Annotated in this window: 7 protein-coding genes; 2 read left to right on the forward strand and 5 right to left on the reverse strand. The window is 65.4% G+C overall.

All coding sequences use genetic code 11. The features are described from left to right. Window positions 1-116 precede the first annotated feature (116 nt). Window positions 117-584, reverse strand: a complete 468-nt coding sequence (locus AB0G01_RS33360) for a hypothetical protein (protein WP_360954229.1) — start codon at window positions 582-584, stop codon at window positions 117-119. A gap of 266 nt (window positions 585-850) precedes the next feature. Between AB0G01_RS33360 and AB0G01_RS33365 the strand changes: the two genes are divergently transcribed. Further along, window positions 851-1,656, forward strand: a protein-coding gene (locus AB0G01_RS33365) for an IS5 family transposase (RefSeq protein WP_360954357.1) whose coding sequence is annotated in 2 segments (ribosomal slippage) — window positions 851-1,193 and window positions 1,193-1,656 — 807 coding nt in all. Because the reading frame shifts where the segments join, the coding sequence is not laid out codon by codon here. Window positions 1,657-1,665: 9 nt separating this feature from the next. Here the strand turns inward: AB0G01_RS33365 and AB0G01_RS33370 are convergent. After that, on the reverse strand, window positions 1,666-1,884 hold the full coding sequence (locus AB0G01_RS33370; protein WP_360954360.1) for an HNH/endonuclease VII fold putative polymorphic toxin: 219 nt from the start codon (window positions 1,882-1,884) through the stop codon (window positions 1,666-1,668). A 525-nt stretch (window positions 1,885-2,409) separates the two neighbouring features. Next, the gene (locus AB0G01_RS33375; protein ID WP_360954231.1) at window positions 2,410-8,595 is read right to left on the reverse strand and encodes an RHS repeat-associated core domain-containing protein; all 6,186 of its coding nucleotides are present in this window, start codon (window positions 8,593-8,595) and stop codon (window positions 2,410-2,412) included. A gap of 346 nt (window positions 8,596-8,941) precedes the next feature. Here AB0G01_RS33375 and AB0G01_RS33380 point away from each other — a divergent pair, with 346 nt between their 5' ends. Continuing rightward, window positions 8,942-14,344 carry a LamG-like jellyroll fold domain-containing protein gene (locus tag AB0G01_RS33380; RefSeq protein ID WP_360954233.1) on the forward strand — a complete coding sequence of 1,801 codons (5,403 nt, stop codon included), beginning with the start codon at window positions 8,942-8,944 and terminating at the stop codon, window positions 14,342-14,344. A 1,227-nt stretch (window positions 14,345-15,571) separates the two neighbouring features. On the opposite strand, the gene AB0G01_RS33385 is transcribed toward AB0G01_RS33380, so the two are convergent. Together AB0G01_RS33385 and AB0G01_RS33390 are read right to left on the reverse strand one after the other, a co-directional pair. After that, a complete protein-coding gene (locus tag AB0G01_RS33385) occupies window positions 15,572-16,069 on the reverse strand; it encodes a hypothetical protein (protein ID WP_360954236.1) in 498 nt (165 codons plus the stop codon). 169 nt (window positions 16,070-16,238) lie between these two features. Beyond that, complete coding sequence (locus AB0G01_RS33390) at window positions 16,239-16,604, reverse strand: hypothetical protein (RefSeq protein ID WP_360954239.1); 366 nt, start codon at window positions 16,602-16,604, stop codon at window positions 16,239-16,241. Between the last annotated feature and the right edge of the window lie 238 nt (window positions 16,605-16,842).

Below are 16,842 nucleotides of genomic sequence, written 5' to 3' on the forward strand. Positions count from 1 at the left end.
TCGCCATGTCCGGACACCGACCCGCCGACCGCTGCCGGTTTGTGACCGACATTCCTTGCGTACCAACACATCCAGACCAGGATGAAAAAGGCTCACAGGGTGACCCTCGATCTCAGCTACGCAGCTCGCTCAAGAATCGATTCAAGTCGATTCAGTACTTCATTCTCTCCGAAGGCTTCCGAGGTGACGATGGCGTCATCAAACTGACCGAATGACCTAGCGGCGAACATGCCACCGGACATCTGACGCAGCACAGCTCGAAGGAGCCCCACAGCGTCATTTGGCACTGGGGCAGATGACGATATGAGTCGCTCCCAATCGAAGCCGCTTGACTGATCAATACTGCCAACGCAAATTGCATTCTCGCGTCGAGTCACTTCTAATGCCAGCGGAAGTTCGGCGGTGGTCAGTTCGATCGCCCCACAGAACCGCAGAACATCAGCGGAGGGCTCAATCTCGGATTCGGCACGACTTCCGGCCGGCAGCACAATGCCAGACTTTTCGAGAGCCACCCAGAGCTTGTCCTGCCCAGCGTTGTAGGCCGCCACACGGTTAGAACGAAGGGTCGGCCGTCCGATCCCCACGATCCAGAGTCTTCCCTGGTAAGAAGGCAGCAACTCGCCTAGAGCAGCCCCCAGAGCAGTCGCAGCTACCACGGCTGCCGAAGCGACAGACTCATCAACTCGCCGCCGCACCTCAACAGAGGTCACACCTACTGCTACCGGGATCTCCGAATCACCCACGAAGCTCGGCCAGTCACGCACAACTTCACGGCGAATGGCGATGCGCTTAGACCACGTCTCACGTGGTGTTGATGGTCGTGTCATGATCTTGGATCGTGGTTGATCGGTTGTCGTTGCGGTTGGTGCCCGATGAGTTGTGGACGTTGGCCGAGCCGTTGCTCCCGAAGTTCGCTGCCCGGCCGCAGGGCGGCGGGACGGCGCCGGTGGACGACCGGGCGGTGTTCACCGCGATCGTCTACGTGTTGACCAGCGGGTGCGGGTGGCGGGAGTTGCCGCCGTCGTTCGGTGTCACCGTGCCGACCGCGCACCGCCGGTTCACCCAGTGGACCGAGGCGGCGTTGTGGCGTCGCCTGCACCAGGCCGTACTGGACGAACTCGGCTCGCGCGGGGAGGTCGACTGGTCGCGGGCGATCCTGGACGCAGCCTCGGTCCGGGCGAAAAAAGGGGCGACATGACCGGCCCGAACCCGGTCGACCGCGGCAAGCCCGGCTCGAAGATCCACGTGGTGTCCGACCGTGCCGGTCTGCCGCTGGCCGTAGGCGTGTCCGCGGCGAACCTGCACGACAGCCAGGCACTCAAGCCCATGCTCATGGCCATCCCGCGCATCCGGTCCCGGCGCGGACCTCGGCGCTTCCGACCGGCGAAGCTGCACGCCGACAAGGCCTACGACATCGACCACCTCCGCCGATGGTTACGCCGGCGCGGCATCGTCCCGCGCATCGCACGCAAAGGCATCGAGTCCTCCGACCGACTCGGCCGACACCGCTGGGTCGTCGAACGCACCATCTCCTGGTTGACCGGCTACCGCCGACTGACCATCCGCTACGAACGCCACGCCGACAACTACTGCGCCTTCCTCACCCTCGCTGCAACACTGACCTGCTTCAAACGACTGGCGAAGATCGCCACATGAGACGTCGTCTTAGTAGTCATAGTGATCACCATTCTCTGTGTTGAAGTGCGGTCCTCGGTTTTGCGACGGGTCATCCTTGAAGGTGTGTCCACCTGCATCGTCACGGATTCTAACAGTGCGCGTGCCGCCGCCCGGGGCTGGGACGTCAAACTCGTAAATCCGACCCGGCTGCGAAGCACCTCGTTTGTCGACGTTCGGGAAAGTCCGGTCAGGCGATTGACCCGTCAGATGCTATGACCCTCTGAACCTGCCTGATGTTTCCAGGACTTCGGTTCCACCTATGATCGACAAAGCTCCACGCGAAGGATCAAATCGTTGAATTCCGGAGGTCCGATGCCATCACTGCAGCGTAGGTGCCACACCGAAGGCTCGATTTCGTCTATCAGCATGCCCGCATACCTGAGAGCGGCATCGATTCCGCCCCCTCGCCGTTTCCATGCATTCCATAGGACGACGTCCGTAGGAACGCGGTTCGTGAGCATTACGTTGGATTCGGGCGGACTGTGGTCCGCCCAGAGCACGAATCGACTGCCTTTAGTCTCACCGATTCGGAGATTTCCTTTCGTGGTCGAAATGCAAATTGCTTGGTCGACTTCTCCAGTGTGTCGCTCAAAGGTGACGCGGAGTGAGCCTCCGGGGCGAACTTGCGGAACAAGTAGGCGCCGGTGGACCTGCATCCCGTCAACATCGATCACGTCGACCTGCTCACGAATGAAGCGCTCGCCGAACTCTTCCATCGAGGCCGTCACCCCATTATTTTCTCTTCAGGTGCCGATGTGGATCCAGCATAGCGTGCTCATCCGGCCAGCGTGGAGTTACCGAGGTGCCGCCCGCTCGTAGTGGCACAGGCTCATGGCTCAACTCCATCGACTCCAGTTCGCCCGTTGTCGGGTTGGTTCGTTGAGGAGCCGAGCCGCGCTTCATTCGTGAAACATTCGCGGCACCGTACTGGTCAGCGGCACTCGGTTCATCGGCCTCGTTCTTCCAGAATCGTGCCCGCACCGTCGACCATGCCGGATTGTCCCCCGATGCTTTAGGGGCAAAGGGGTCATCGCCCGGCTTCCACCGCCCCATCCTGAAAGCGCCGGCACCACCGATGGCCGCGCCGGCCATCGACACGAGCGCGTCGGTCCCCATGCCGACATCGGGCCTTTGGAGCATCAGGTCCGACATGAAACCTGCCGAGCAGTCGGAGCTGGGCAAGGCGTCGCAGGCTCTCTCCAGCAGCATGTACACCTGCTCCTCCAGCAGGAGGCCGAACTCCGCATCCCTCCGATAAGGAACTCTGGGCAGGTCTTCTTTCGCGGCTGTCAACAATTTTCTCATTTCAGGAGCCGATGCCGGAACCTGAACTTCGTTCACGTAATACCTTCGCGCGCGCCGGTCATAGGTAACGACCAGGCCGTCGGCCGGCTTGTAACTGATAAACGGGAGCGTGTCGACGGAGGGGCCGCAACACTTGTCATAATTACGACTACCGCAGCCCGCACCGTCGACGCCGCATTGCCGGAGGAGGCCAGTTGGGTCACTGTAGGTGGTGGGATTGTTATCGGTGTAAGCGTAGCCGGTCCACTGCTGCGAGTTGTTCAAGTCAAGGATGGGATCGACGCTGATGAATCTTCCGGTGGCGGGGTCGTATTTCCGTGCACCGATGTCGGTGAGGCCGGTGATTTCGCTTACGGGTTTGTTGAGGAAGCCGTGTCGGTCGGGCCAGAGAATGCCTTCAACGAGGCCGAGCGGGTTGCCGTACGGGTCGAAGGTGCGTCGACTGACGGCGAAGCCGACGGACTGGACTGCGAGGGAGTTCGTGCCATGCAGGTCGGAGGCGAGGTAGACGGGGTTGGTGCCGGCCACGCGCAGCGCGACGGTGGTGCCGTTGTGGGTGTAGTAGCGGGTGCCGGTGACGGTGCCGTTGGTGGCGCGGGTCAGTTCCTGGCCGGGCAGGTACAGGGTGGTTTTGCCGGGGTCCCGGCGGAGGAGTTGGTTGCCGTCAGCGTCGTAGACGTACTCGGTGGTGCCTTCAGGTGAGGTGATGACGTCGAGCCGGTTCTCCTTGTCCCAGGTGAGGGTCTGCTCGCCGGTGGGCAGGGTGCGGCGGGTGGTGTTGCCCGACTGGTCGTAGCCGTAGGTCGACAGCGTGGAACCCGACGGGCCGGTCGTGGTGGCGTTGGTCAGGGAGTGAGGTTGCGCGGTCTCACTGGCCGGGTGGGTGTAAGTGGTCGTGGTGTCGCCGGTGGTGCCGGGCAGGGCGTGCTGGGTCTGGTTGGTGCGCAGACCGCCGGGTTCGAAGGTCCAGGAGGTCCAGTAGGGGGTGGGGCCGCCGATGTTGGTGTGTCCTTGGGCGGTGGACGGGGTGGCTGCGCAGTCGTCGGTCGCGGTCCATCCGTCGGTCAGGCGGCGCAGCGCGTCGTACTTGTAGCACTGGGTGCGCACCGGGGCCTGGCCCGCGCGGCCCTGGGTGTTGACGGCCTTCGTGACGTTGCCTGCGGGGTCGTACGAGTAGAGGGTGTCGTCGAGTTGGGCGTCGGCGGTCTGCGCGCTGATGTTGGTCTGGGTGAGGCGTCGTGTTTGGGCGTCGTAGTCGTAGGTGAGGCTGGCGTGGTTGTGGCTCGGCCCGAGGGTGTACTGGCGTGCCTCGCCGAACGGGGTGTACAGCGCGTTCGAGACGTAGACGTTGTTGGCGGATGAGGTGATCGTCGGTTTGCCGTGGTTGTTGTAGTTGATGCCCACGGCTTCGCTGACCAACCCGCCGCCGCTGGGGTACTGGACTGCATTGAGCAGACCGGTGGTCGTGTAGCCGTACGAGGTCGTGTAGGTGGCGTTCAGGCCGGTCTCGGCGGCCGGGATGCGGACCAGGACCTTGCCCGGCAGGCCCTGCCCGTTGTAGTGCGTCGGTCCTGAGTCGTATGCCCCGTTCGGGGTGTAACGGGTGGAGTAGTACGGCAGACCAACGCCGTTGGTAGCTCCGTCGTAGCGCCATTCGGCGAGCTTGGTGCCGCTGGTCGAGTCTGCGTGCTCGGCGGTTCTGCGGCCCAGGACGTCGTAGGCGAATGCCAGCGTCTGGCCGCGTGCGTCGGTGGTGGTGAGGACCTGTCCTGCCAGGTCGTAGGTGGTGCTCGTCGTGCCCGCGTCCGGGTCGCTCTGGCTGGTCTTGCGGCCGAGGAAGTCGTAGTCGAACGTCCAGTCGTTTCCGACCGGGTCGGTGATCTTCTTCAGTTGCCCCGCGGGGGAGTACTCGTGGGTGGTCGTCTGGAAAGCACCGCCGGTGACGGTGTCGCCGGTGATAGTCGGCAGCGCGGTGTAGTCGCGGGATTCGGTCTGCCTGCCACGGGTGTCTGTCACGACGGTTCTGGTGGTGCCGCCTTGAGGCGGGAAGACCGTGGTGCGGTCGCCACCGTGCACGGTCCTGGTCTTCCAGGTGGCTGTCGTTCCCTTGTAGGCGGTGACGAGCGTTGCGCGACCGGCACCGTCGTAGTCGGTGACCGCACGGTCGTCGATCTGCGATGCGTTGTAACCGACGAGAGCGGTAGCAGGTGCTCCGGTGGCGGTCCAGTGGTTGTAGGTGTGGCGGATCCGACCGTGGGAGTCGTAGAAGACGTCCTTGCCGACCGTGCCTCCGCCGACGGCGTCCGCTTGGGTCTGGCGGAGCTGCCCGAAAGCGTCGAACAGGTCGATCTTGGTCAGACGGTTGATTCCCGCGCCGTAGTCGACGAAGGTACTGGTGGTGACAGCGAGCGGCCCGTCGTTGCGGACCAGGTACGAGTACGTCTCGGTCGCGGGGTGGGACGCGTTCTTGCTCTGGCCCGGCTTCCACACCGCGATGAGACGGCCGAGGGCGTCGTAGTCGGCGTCGGTGCGGCGGGACCCGACGTCGATGCTGGCGGTGGGGATGCCGCGTCCGGGGTCGAGTTCGATGGTGCTGTTCTGGTTCTTCGGGTTGGTGGTGACGGACTTGGTGAGCACGCCTCCCTCGGCCGGGGTGTAGGCGGTGCTCGTGGTGCGCTGGAGCGCGTCCGTCTTGGAGAGCACACGCCCGGTGGCGTCATAGGTGAGGGTGCCGTTGGTGGCGAACGACAACTGGTCACCTGTGTTGGCGGTGGCGACGTCGGCCCGGGTGGCATCGCCGACGGTGACCTGGCCCAGGGTCGTGTGGTGGTCGAAGTAGGTGCGTGCCGAGGTGAGGATCGACGTCTGAGCGACGCCATCGGCAGGGCAGGTCTGTTGAGACACGGTCGTTTGCGCGACGCGGTCGCGGACCCAGGCGGCCGTGTTGTCCGCATAGGTTGTCCTGGTGCACAGGTCGGGGACACCGGTACCGGATTCGGTGCGATCGGCCAGCCTGCCGGTGGCGTCGTAACGGCTGGTCGTGGTGGCGGTCCGGGTGCCGCCCGCGGCGAGGTCGGTGATGCCCCTGGTGCGCGTCGGCGCGACGATGTCGGCAGTCAGCGCCGGCAGTCCGGTGCGCAGGCGTGTCGCGGTGGTGCCGATGACCGAGAGCTCGTTGATCTTGGTGGACAGACGTGCGCCGCCGTCACCGTTGAACGTCTCTTCTTCGAATGTGGTGTCGGCGAACTTGGCGTGGTCCGTGACGGTCTCGCCGAGTGAGTTGGAGACGGTCGCGGTGCGAAGCCCGCCGCCGGTCAAGGTGTCGCCGTTCATGCCGCGGAAGTAGGTGGTGCGGGTCAGGGTTCGCTTGTCGGCGACGCCGTCGTAGGTGTTGCCGGGGTCGCCGGTGCGCTTCTCGACCTTGCCGTAGCCGCGGTACTGGCCGTAGGTGCGGTGTTCGGGGCGGACGAGTTCAACGTCGTCGTAGTGCCAGGCCGGGGAACCCGGATAGGTGTAGGAGGTGACCTGGGTGGGTGACAGGGCGTTGAGGTCCTGCACCTCGATCTTCTCGACCACGTATTTGTGGAAGAAGTCCAGGGTCGGGTTCTGGTTGAACGGCTGGGTCCAGTAGACCGGGTAGCAGCGCCGGGTGTTGTTGGCCAGGTCGCTGGGAACGTCGTTTTGTGAGCAGTCCCGGGCACTGTAGGTGGGTCTGATCACCGAGCCGGTCTCGGTCCGGATCTCGGTCAGGCGCTTGTGCGCCATCGCGGGCATGTTGTGGTAGCCCACAACGCGGTTGTCCAGCGGCTGGTAGGCGAACGTGACCGGCGGCAACGCGAGCGAACTCGTACCCTTGAAACCCGTGCGGGTGATGGAGGCGAGAAGCAGTTCCTTGACCGTGTCCAGCGCGTTGGGGAACTGATGGACCAGGCGGTACTCGTCCACCTTGACCGGGCCTGCGCCGGTGTTGTACTGCGTCGTGATGGTGGTCAGTCGCTTGGTGGACCAGTACGACGGCGAGTGCAGATTGCACACCGCGCCCGCCTTGCACTCCTGGTCCTGCGGCACGTCCGGCCAGTACTTGGCGTTCTCTGCGTTGAACTTCGTCGGGTCACAATCGAATGCGCCGCCGGTCTGGCAGCGCTCCGCGCCGTCGAACACGACCTGGTTGGGCGCCGCCGTGCCGTAGATCGAATTGTTGACGATGCGCAGGCCGTAGTCGATGCGCTTGAGCGTGCCACCACGGGTGTAGGCCACGCCGGTGGTCTGGTTGTTGGCGCCGTAGCGGTTGGTCTCCGGCGAGTAGTAGTAGGCGGTGACGTTGCCGTGGGTGTCCTCGACGAAGTCGAGGTTCCAGCGCCACGCCTGCATGCACCAGGAGGAGGCGAATCCGCCGGGATTGTGGCATTGGTCGCCCGCTCGGGGCCCGTAGACCGGAATGGTCCAGGCCGAGTCGGTCTGCTCCTGGTTCGTGTAGCCTGGGCCGCGATCACGGCCGAAGTAGTAGCTGACCCCGGCGGTGTTGGTGATCTTCCAATGCTCGCCGCCGTTGGCGCCGTTGGCCGCACCGGTTAGCAGTTCGATCCGCGATCCGCGATCGTTGGCCTCATGCCAGGTGTTCGTGGCCTGTTCGTAGACCAACTCGGTGGATTGTCCGCCGAGGCTCAGGGTGACGATCTGTCCGGCCCAGCACAGGTCGCCGGTCTGCTGCTCCTGCGGCAGCGCCTTGTCCTCGGAGCAGGTGCGGTAGCTGCGTTCGATCGAGCCCGGCGAGTAGCTCCAACCTTGGCCGATCCAGGAGCCCTGGTTGTTGGTCGAGATCGTCTTACCGTCCACAGCGGACGAGCTGTACGACAGTGCGACCGATGGAGAGGCCGAGCTGCCTGCGGCAGCGGGAGGCACCGCGATCGGGTGGCTCCACGAGAACGAGCCGGAGTTACCGGACACCGACCAGGTGCCTGACGGGGACAGCGAGGATGCCTGGAACGTGCCGTTCGCGCCTTCGCCGCCGGCGGTAGCGGCGAACACCGTCGTTTCGGTGGCGACGCGCGCCGTCACGGTTCGCCCTGCGGTGTCATTCGTCGTGGGCAGGGGGGTACGGACCTGGCACTGGGGGACTTCCGGTGTGGTGAGGGCGCAGTCGGGGAGTCGTTCGAGCTTGAGCCGCGCACCGTAGTCGCCACCGACGGCGTGGTGGAACCCGGAGTAGTCCACGCCCACGGACATGCGAGTGTCGGCGCGCTCGGCCGGCTTCACCGCGAGCACCACGCCGGTGACACCGGCTTTCCGTGCGATGTCCTGGTCGGCGACCTCGACGTCGACCTGTTTCTCCTGGCCGCCCTCGACCGCAACCGTCACCGGAAGTTCGCCCGCACGCTGCGGGGCTCCTCCCGCAGAAACCGAGGCTTCGCCGGCGCGCGGCCAGGTCGCGTCGCGCAACTCCATCGGAGCCGGCTCGCGCACCGGGTCTGCCTGTGCCGGCATTGCGAGTTCCACTCGCGGGGTCAGCTTTTCCGGCTCGGGCAACGGAATCTGGGTGCTGCGCACGACATCCGAGCTCAACCCTGCCACCAGGGAGGTGGTCACAACACCGGCGAGAAGCAGGGACAGCACGCGTCTGGATCGCCCCGGCAGAGGCGGGATCACGTTCGACGGGCGCGCGGAAGTACCACCGAGCATGTCTCAAGCCCCCCGGAGAACAGGACCGCGATCGGTCACAGGCCAGCGAACACTAAGACATCCCAAGCGGCTCCGGAACCCTTGCCGTGGACGATCTTCGGTGATCCGCCGGCATGTGAATTCGGTTCACGAACGTTACTTCATCACTATGTGACTTTAACCACACTTCAACAAGTTCTCCGCAGGTAGTCGAGGTGGTTAGGGTCTGCTCCGGCCCGAATCGGGCTCATCGTGGAACCGTCCGGGGGGACCAGTGCGTCCAAGAACTTCTGGCTTCGCCATGCGCAAGCGACCCGCCGTGCTCGCGGCGCTGACCGTCTGCACGCTGGCCGTGCAGACGGTCGTCGGGCTCGCTCCCGCTGCGATCGCCCAGTCCGAGGTGACGCCACCGGTGGCTCCTCAGGCTGCGGACGTCCGCACCGCAGGGGAGAAGACCGCCCTCGTCGAGGCGCAGCGCACCGGTGAGCCGGTGCCGGTGGCGGACAAGCTCACCGAGACCAGCACGGTCCTGGTAAACCCGGACGGCACCTCCACCCTGCGGTCCCACGCGAAGCCTGTGCGCACCAGGAAGAACGATACCTGGCAGGACATCGACACGACTCTCGCACGCGCCACCGACGGCACCCTCGCACCGGCCGCGACGCCGATCGACGTGTCCTTCTCCGGCGGTGGCACCGCCCCGCTCGTGACGATGCGCGAAGGCGGCAAGGAGTTCTCGCTCAGTTGGCCGACGCCGCTACCCGCACCGGTCGTCACAGGGTCCAGCGCGACCTACCCGGAACTGCTGCCCGGCGTCGACCTCCAGCTCACCGCGAACAGCACCGGTTACTCCGAAGTCCTGATCGTGAAGGACGAGCAAGCCGCCGCAAACCCCGCGCTGTCGTCCTTCACGCTCCACGCGGCGACCGTCGGTCTCGATCTGACCAGCACCAGCGACGTACTCAGCGCCACGGATGACACCGGCCAAGTGGTGTTCCAAGGCTCCACCCCCATCATGTGGGACTCGACCAAGGACGAGAAGCGCGGTCCCGAGCCGACCGCGACCGATCCCGGCAGCGGCAAGGTGTCCACACTGGACGTCTCCGCCACCACCGTGGACAACGGGGCGTTGACGACCGCAGAACTCACGATCAGCCCCGACGCCGAGGCGCTGCGCGGCGAAGACGTCCAGTACCCGGTCTACATCGACCCGCTGATGTCCCGCCACCACGACGGGTGGGCCGAGGTCACCAGCAACGGTTGGTACTACTGGAACGCGAACATGGACGCCCAGGTCGGTCTGTGCGGCAACTGGACCGGCTGCGGCGGCAGTTGGGTCGCCAGGTCGTTCTTCCGCTTCTCCGCCGACGAACTGCGTGAGCGCAACGGTCGCGAGCCCGTGCTGTTCGGTGCCATGATCTACGCCGTGCAGAAGCACGGTACCTCGTGTACCGAGGACTACCCCGTCTCGCTGTACCAGACCGACGCATTCGACTCGGGTACCCGCTGGCCGGGCCCGAACGGCGGTGTGATCGACACCCAGTGGTCCCACGCCGGAGTTGAGTGCGGTGGTACGGGCGCCGTGGCGTTCAACGCCTGGTCCCCGGCCGCCGGCATCATCGCGAACAACTGGGACCACCTGCACGTCGGGCTCCGCTCTCCGAACGAGAACGACCGCAACCAGTGGAAGAAGTTCGCCAACAACCCCTACTTGGACGTGCTGTACGCGTTTCCGCCCAACCCCGCCACCGGTCTGTCGGTGGGCAACGCGGTGACCTGCGGCGGCAAAGTCATCACCCCGATCACCAAGCCGACGCTGTACGCGACAGCCACGGACAACAACCACTCGCCGCTTCCGCTGGAGCTGTACTACGAAGTCTGGACCGCCGACGGCACCACGATGAAGGCCAACACCGGTTCCTCGCCACCGACGGTCATCTCCTCCGGTAGCCAAGGCGCGTGGATCACCAACAACCCCCTGCCCAACGGCAACTACGCCTTCAAGGTCGCGGTGAAGAACCAGTTCCCCGGCGACCCCGGCAAGAATTTGTGGGCCGGGCCCTGGTCGGACTGGTCCTACTTCACCGCCCGCCCCAACCCGATCACCGCCACCCCCGCGATCACCAGCGCCGACTACCCCGCCGGATTCTGGGGCCGCCCGCAGAACCTGCCCGGCACGGTCACCTTCGACGCCAAGGGTGCCGCGAACATCGTCGGCTTCACCTACACCTTCAACGGTGCCGGGACCGAAGTCGTGCCCACCGCCAACGACTGCGACTACAATCGCACCTTCGGCACCACGGGCGGCTGGGCGGCCAACAACGGCGGTAAGGCCACCATCACCCTGCCCGCGAGCATGAGCCCCGGCTACCACACCGTGCACGTGCGCAGCTTCGACGACGCACACAAGCTTTCGCCGGAATCACAAGCCTACCGCTTCTACGTAGCCCCGTCTTACGTCGCACCCGCGCCCACCCAGCGGATCGAAGCGGAGACCGTCACCACGACGGGCACGGTTCCCGGCACCGTGACCATCGACGCGATCGCTTCAGGCGGCAAGTACGTCACCGCCACCGCATCGACCAGTGGCACCACCGACCGCATCCGATTCCCGTTCACCGTGCCGGCAACCGGCTACTACAACGTGGATATGGGCATGATCGACGGGACTACGCTGCCGGACAGCGCCGAGTACGAACTCGACGGTCGGTGGGTGGGCAACGTATACAGCCCTACCGCCGCGCAATCGACTGTGGTGGACAAGCAGGTCGCAAGTGCACACCTGGCCGCAGGACAACACGAACTCGCTGTCAAGATCACCAAGAAGCCCGGATCGACGGCGTCGACTTTCAAGGTGGGCATCGACTACATCGACCTGTCGCCCACGGTGAGGCTCGACGCCGAGGCCCTGCCGGTCGTGTCCAGCGACAAGCCGTTCGTGCACGTGATCAACACCTTGCCGTGGAACAGCAGCGCTCAGCGTCGGTTCGAGGGTGACGGTGTCGGACAGTCGTTCACGCTCAAGGTGACCGTGCCGATCGAAGCGGACTACGCCATCGGCGCAGCGATCACCAAAGCCGACCACTACGGCAATTACAGCGTCAGTGTCGACGGCACCCCCATCGGCAAGACCGACGTCACGCCGGTCGACGGGTACAGTCTCGCCGCCACAGCGACCTTCGTCGGGCTGGGAGGTGCGCACCTGAGCGCGGGCGAGCACGACATCACCTTCCGCACGGTCGGCACGCACCCGAACTCGACGCAACTGCGCTACCGCATCGGCTTGGACTACCTGACGTTCCAGCCGGTCAACAACGTCACCACGTCGAGCTTCATCGACGCGATGAACAACAAGGGCATCGCCGACGACGGCTCCGGCAACTTCGGTGACAGCGGCTACTCCCTCTCCACGCAGACCCTCGCCACCGCCGGACTCGCGCCCGGCAACACCGTGGCCATCAACGGTGCCGTATTCACCATGCCGATCCCCAACTCCGGGACCGGAAACGACAACGTCATCGCGATCGGCCAGACCATCCCCTTCCCCGCTGCCCAGCAGGTCAAGGCCAACTCCGTCGGGTTGCTCGTCCTCAGCACCTGCGGCACCACCAAGCCTGCCTTCGGCACCATCACCTACACCGACGAAACCACGTCCAACCCGTGGTTCCCCGAAGTCGGTGACTGGGTACAGCCGATTCCGCAGGACCACACCGGCATCACCCTGCCCTACCGCAACTACAAGCTGACCAGGCAACCGCAGCACCAGCCGGTGATCCACCCGATCTTCGTGTCCGCCGACCCCACCAAGACGATCAAGTCGATCACCTTGCCCAACTACGGCAGCGCACTGCTCGACCACGACTGCGACACCGAATTGCACGTCCTGGCCATCGCACCCCGACCGATCGACACCGGCTGGATCGGAAGCTGGGCCGCACCGGCCGACGCGGCGACCGTCCCTCCGGACGGCCACGGCTTCGGCAACAAGACCCTGCGCACAGTTCTGCACCCCACCGTTACCGGTGGCCAAGCGCGGGTGAAACTCTCCAACGCCCTCAACAACGCTCCCGTCACCATCGGTGCCGCCGCCATCGCCGCACAGAGCGGAACCGACTCCGCCACGACCACCGGCACCGCGCTCAACTTCGCGGGCAGCGCGTCGGTAACCCTCCCCGCCGGTGGTGAAGTCTTCAGTGACCCGGTTACCTTCCCCTCCGGTGGGAACGGCAATCTGGTCGTGAGCCTTCACCTGCCGAACGCGATCGCGCTCACCCCGGTGCACGGAAACGCCACCGCACCCACCTTCCTCGCGTCCGGCAACACGGTGACCAACACCGACGGCACGCCGTTCACCACAACTTTGAACGACAGCTACTTCGTCACCGGTGTCGACGTGTCGACACCGGACACCAGTCACGGCACCGTCGTCGTCCTCGGCGACCATCTCACCGCCACTGCACCGCCTGGCAGCACCCAACGCGACACGTGGGTCGACCAACTGCCCGGCAAACTCGCCGGTGTCGGGGCCACGCTCCCCGGAGGCCTGGTCAACGCCAGCCGTGCCGGCATCCCCGACGCCGCCCGCTGGCGCCTCGACGACAACACCGGCACCACCGCCCACGACACCATCGGCAGCAACCACGCCACCCTCCACGGCGGCACCAGTTGGAGCACCGACCACAACGGCTCCGTCACCCTCAACGGCACCACCGCCTACCTGGGAACCGCTGGCAAGGTCATCGACACATCCAAGAGCTTCAGCGTCTCCACTTGGCTCAAGACCAACTCGGCCGGATGGCAGACCGCCATCACTCAGGAAGGCTCCCAGTACAACGCCTTCCACCTCGGTTATGACGGAGACCAGCGGCGCTGGGCGTTCTCCGTCCTGCCCGAGGACAGTGCCACTACGCCGGTACGCCGCGCCTACTCCGACAACGAACCCGCAAGCGGCACTTGGTACCACCTCACCGCTACCTACGACCGCACGACAGGCACCATGCGGCTCTACGTCAACGGAAGCCTCGAAGACACCGTTACCGACGCCACCGCCTTCCCTTCCAACGGCCCCCTCACCATCGGCCGTGGAAAGCACGCCGGCACGTACATGCACAATTTCAGTGGCAGCGTCGCCGACGTCCGTGTTCACCAAAGAACCCTGAGCCCCGCCGATGTCCAACACACCTACCGCACTACGGGCGTCGGAACTCATATCGGAGCACTCACGGCAGCCAACGCCACCAATGAACTCCACCGCACCGCGCTCGCCGCGCCCAACGTCCGTACCGTCATCGTCGCCGCAGGAGCAACCGACATCCTCAACGGTGCCACCGACACCGAGGTCCATACCAGTCTCACCCGACTGATCAAAGAAGACAATCCGGGTGCCCTCAAGCGCCACGCCCGCTCCAACGGCGACGTCATCCACGTCATCCTCACCACCATCCCACCCTTGGGCCTGGCGGCTGACGACCCGCGAGAAATCCACCGCCGCAACCTCAACCACGCCCTGCTCGCCGCCAACCCACACGATCTGGGAGCGGACTACGTCGTCGACTACGACGCGGCCGTCCGAGACTCCACCAACCTCAACAACCTCGCACCGCAGTACCTCACCAACGGCGCACCCAACGCGGCCTACCACAGCCAAATCGCCCAATATCTGGCGGACGCGGTCAACGACTTCCCGCCCAGGGCTGAACTCTGAACTCGATGCGGTCCCTGAGCGGCTAGTTCAGAATATTTTAGTTCGCTAAAAGGCGATGACGCTCGCGCTTCGGTACAGTCGGCTTTGATGTCATCCTGAGAAAGGAATCGCTGTGTCATAGTGCGATTCCCGGTCGCTGAAGGCTGGGTTAGTGCTGCGTCCGGTTGGTGTGCTGGGGGAGCATGTGGGAGCGGGTTGTGGGAGCAGTATGGGAGCCGTTAGGCGAGTCGGACGGCGCTGAACCGGGCCCAACGGCACGTGTCGGTCATGTTTTCGTGCGGTGATGACATTTCTGCTGGTAGAGGGATTTTGCAGGCTTCATTCACACCGAAGTGCTCTTCGAACGGCGCTCAACTGCGCTGATCGGCGCGTAACCGCAGGTGAACGGCGGTGAATGGTATGTCGGTCGGGCGGTGCTTCGGGGTGAGCACTTCTGTATCTACGAAGAGTCGTGTCAGCCTCGCCGTCGGGATCGATGGCCACCTCGGGGCGTTCACCTGACTGGCGGTCGATGCTCTGGGACGTGCGGTCCCGATGTTCGAGGTTGTCGCCGGATCGTCAGGACAGGCGCTCCGCCAGGGCGAGGCGGGCCGTCGTCGGCCTGCGGCGCCGCTCTCAGGGCGTCGCACGCGGCCTTTCTGCACGTGGTCGAGTCCAGTTTCGCGTCCAAGCGCCGGTGTCATCGCAGGAGGGATTCCCGGTGTCACAGCCGGTGCTTGCACTGTGGCTGGGCGGCGCACGGTGCCGGTTGACCGTGGTCGCCGCAGGGTGTTGGCCTCCGACCTCGCTGGCGTCCGTGCCCAACCCGCCGGGGTGCTCGATGACCTCGGCCAGGGTTCGCCACCGCCGACCAGCCTCAGTCCGACAGCCCCGTTCGGCCAACGTGGGCCGGATACCGGCGAGGGCACGGGTGATCGCGGAACGACCGAGGGGCCCGCCAGCGGTTCGCCGACTTCCTACCTCGGGGCGTACGAGAGGCTTGCCGGAACAGACAGGGCTTGCCTGATCCGGCAAGCCCTCCCGATCTCACGGCACCCCCTCTGCCAGACGGGCATCGATCGTTTCCACTCGTCCGGCCCGCCGACGACCCGGCATCATGGCTGCGAGCCGATGTCCGACCTGCATGATGGTCCGGCGAGGTACTGGTTCAGGGTCGAGAGAGGTCAGGCCGTTAAGTCCGGTCTGGGAGTCGGGGGTGGCCAACGTCGACTGGCTTGTTGGGAAGTACTAGGGACGGCGGAGGTTCCACAAATGTTGCCGGCGCAGGGCGGTGAGGACGTCATGCTCCAACTGCACGGCGGCGGCGCGGTCGGCGGTTGTGGCCCAGCACAGCCACAGGCCGGCCTCCTTCACGGCCAAGGCCGCCCAGCCCTTGGCGTCCAACCGTTGTCCGGTGGTCAGTGCGGTGAGGCGTCTGGTGAGGAAGTCCTGGTCGTTGAAAGCCCGGTCGAGCACGGCACGGCCGAGGCCGGAGACAGCCGCCTTGCCGGTCCGGTAGGCGATCATCCTGCCACGCAGTCCCGCTCCCCGGCGGTCTCCGGCCATGCCCACGTAGACCAGCACTCCGGCGACGGCCGCCAGGTACACCCCCGGCAGCCGCGGGGCCGCCACGGGCAGCACGTCGAACGGAACCCAGCCGGACCAGACGGCCAACGTGGCCACGGGTGCCGGCAACTCCGCCCCGGGCAGACCGGACGTGGCCCGAGGGCTTTCCGTGTCGGTCACAGTGGCTACCTCCGCGGATGTGGTGACTGAGGCCGTCGGCCGCAAGCCGGAACCAAGGTGCGGTCCGGGCGATCGGCGGTCGTCGGAGATGTCACTGGTGGACGAGCGGCGGCAGCGGCTGGCGAGGAACTCCGGGTCCTGGGCGGTGTGTGCCCGGTGGAGGGAAAGGTCAGTTCGTCGGCGTGAGGCGTGCGGCGAGTTGTCCGAGTTCACGGTCGACGTCGACATCGAGCAGTCGTAATTTGCGTGCGGCCTGTTCCCGGACCGAGTCGTCGAAGAGTAGCTCGTACCAGGGCAGGAGGACCCACATCTCCACGCTGGCGTCCAGCCGGTGGAGGTCGCGCAGTCTCCACAGCCCGTAGGACGGCTTCGGGTCCAGTACCAACCTCCTGGCGGCCTCTACCGCGCCGAGCTCGGCGAGCATGCGGTGGAAGATCCTCGCCGGGTATCCCAGTCGGGCCAGTTCGGCGACGCCGTTGGCCATGTCTCTGCTGAACCTGCGTTTAAGGTGCGTGTACTCGCTGGTCCCGTCCATGCCTGGAGATCGCCGCCGAACGCCACCACGTTAGTGGGTACGGTCAGAGCGACGCGCCGGCTCGGCGGCGGAGACCACCATCGTGGCCGGATGGTCGCGCACCGGGTTGTGGGGGAACTGGTGCCGGCGCGGACGTGAGCCGAGGTCGGATGGGGTGGTCATGCCGACGTCCACGTCCGTCCTGGCAGCAACGGGTGTCAATCCATTGTCGGCTGTTCGGGTAGGTGTGGAGCGGATG

The sequence above is a fragment of the Actinosynnema sp. NPDC023587 genome (assembly GCF_040640215.1).
Classification (GTDB): domain Bacteria; phylum Actinomycetota; class Actinomycetes; order Mycobacteriales; family Pseudonocardiaceae; genus Actinosynnema.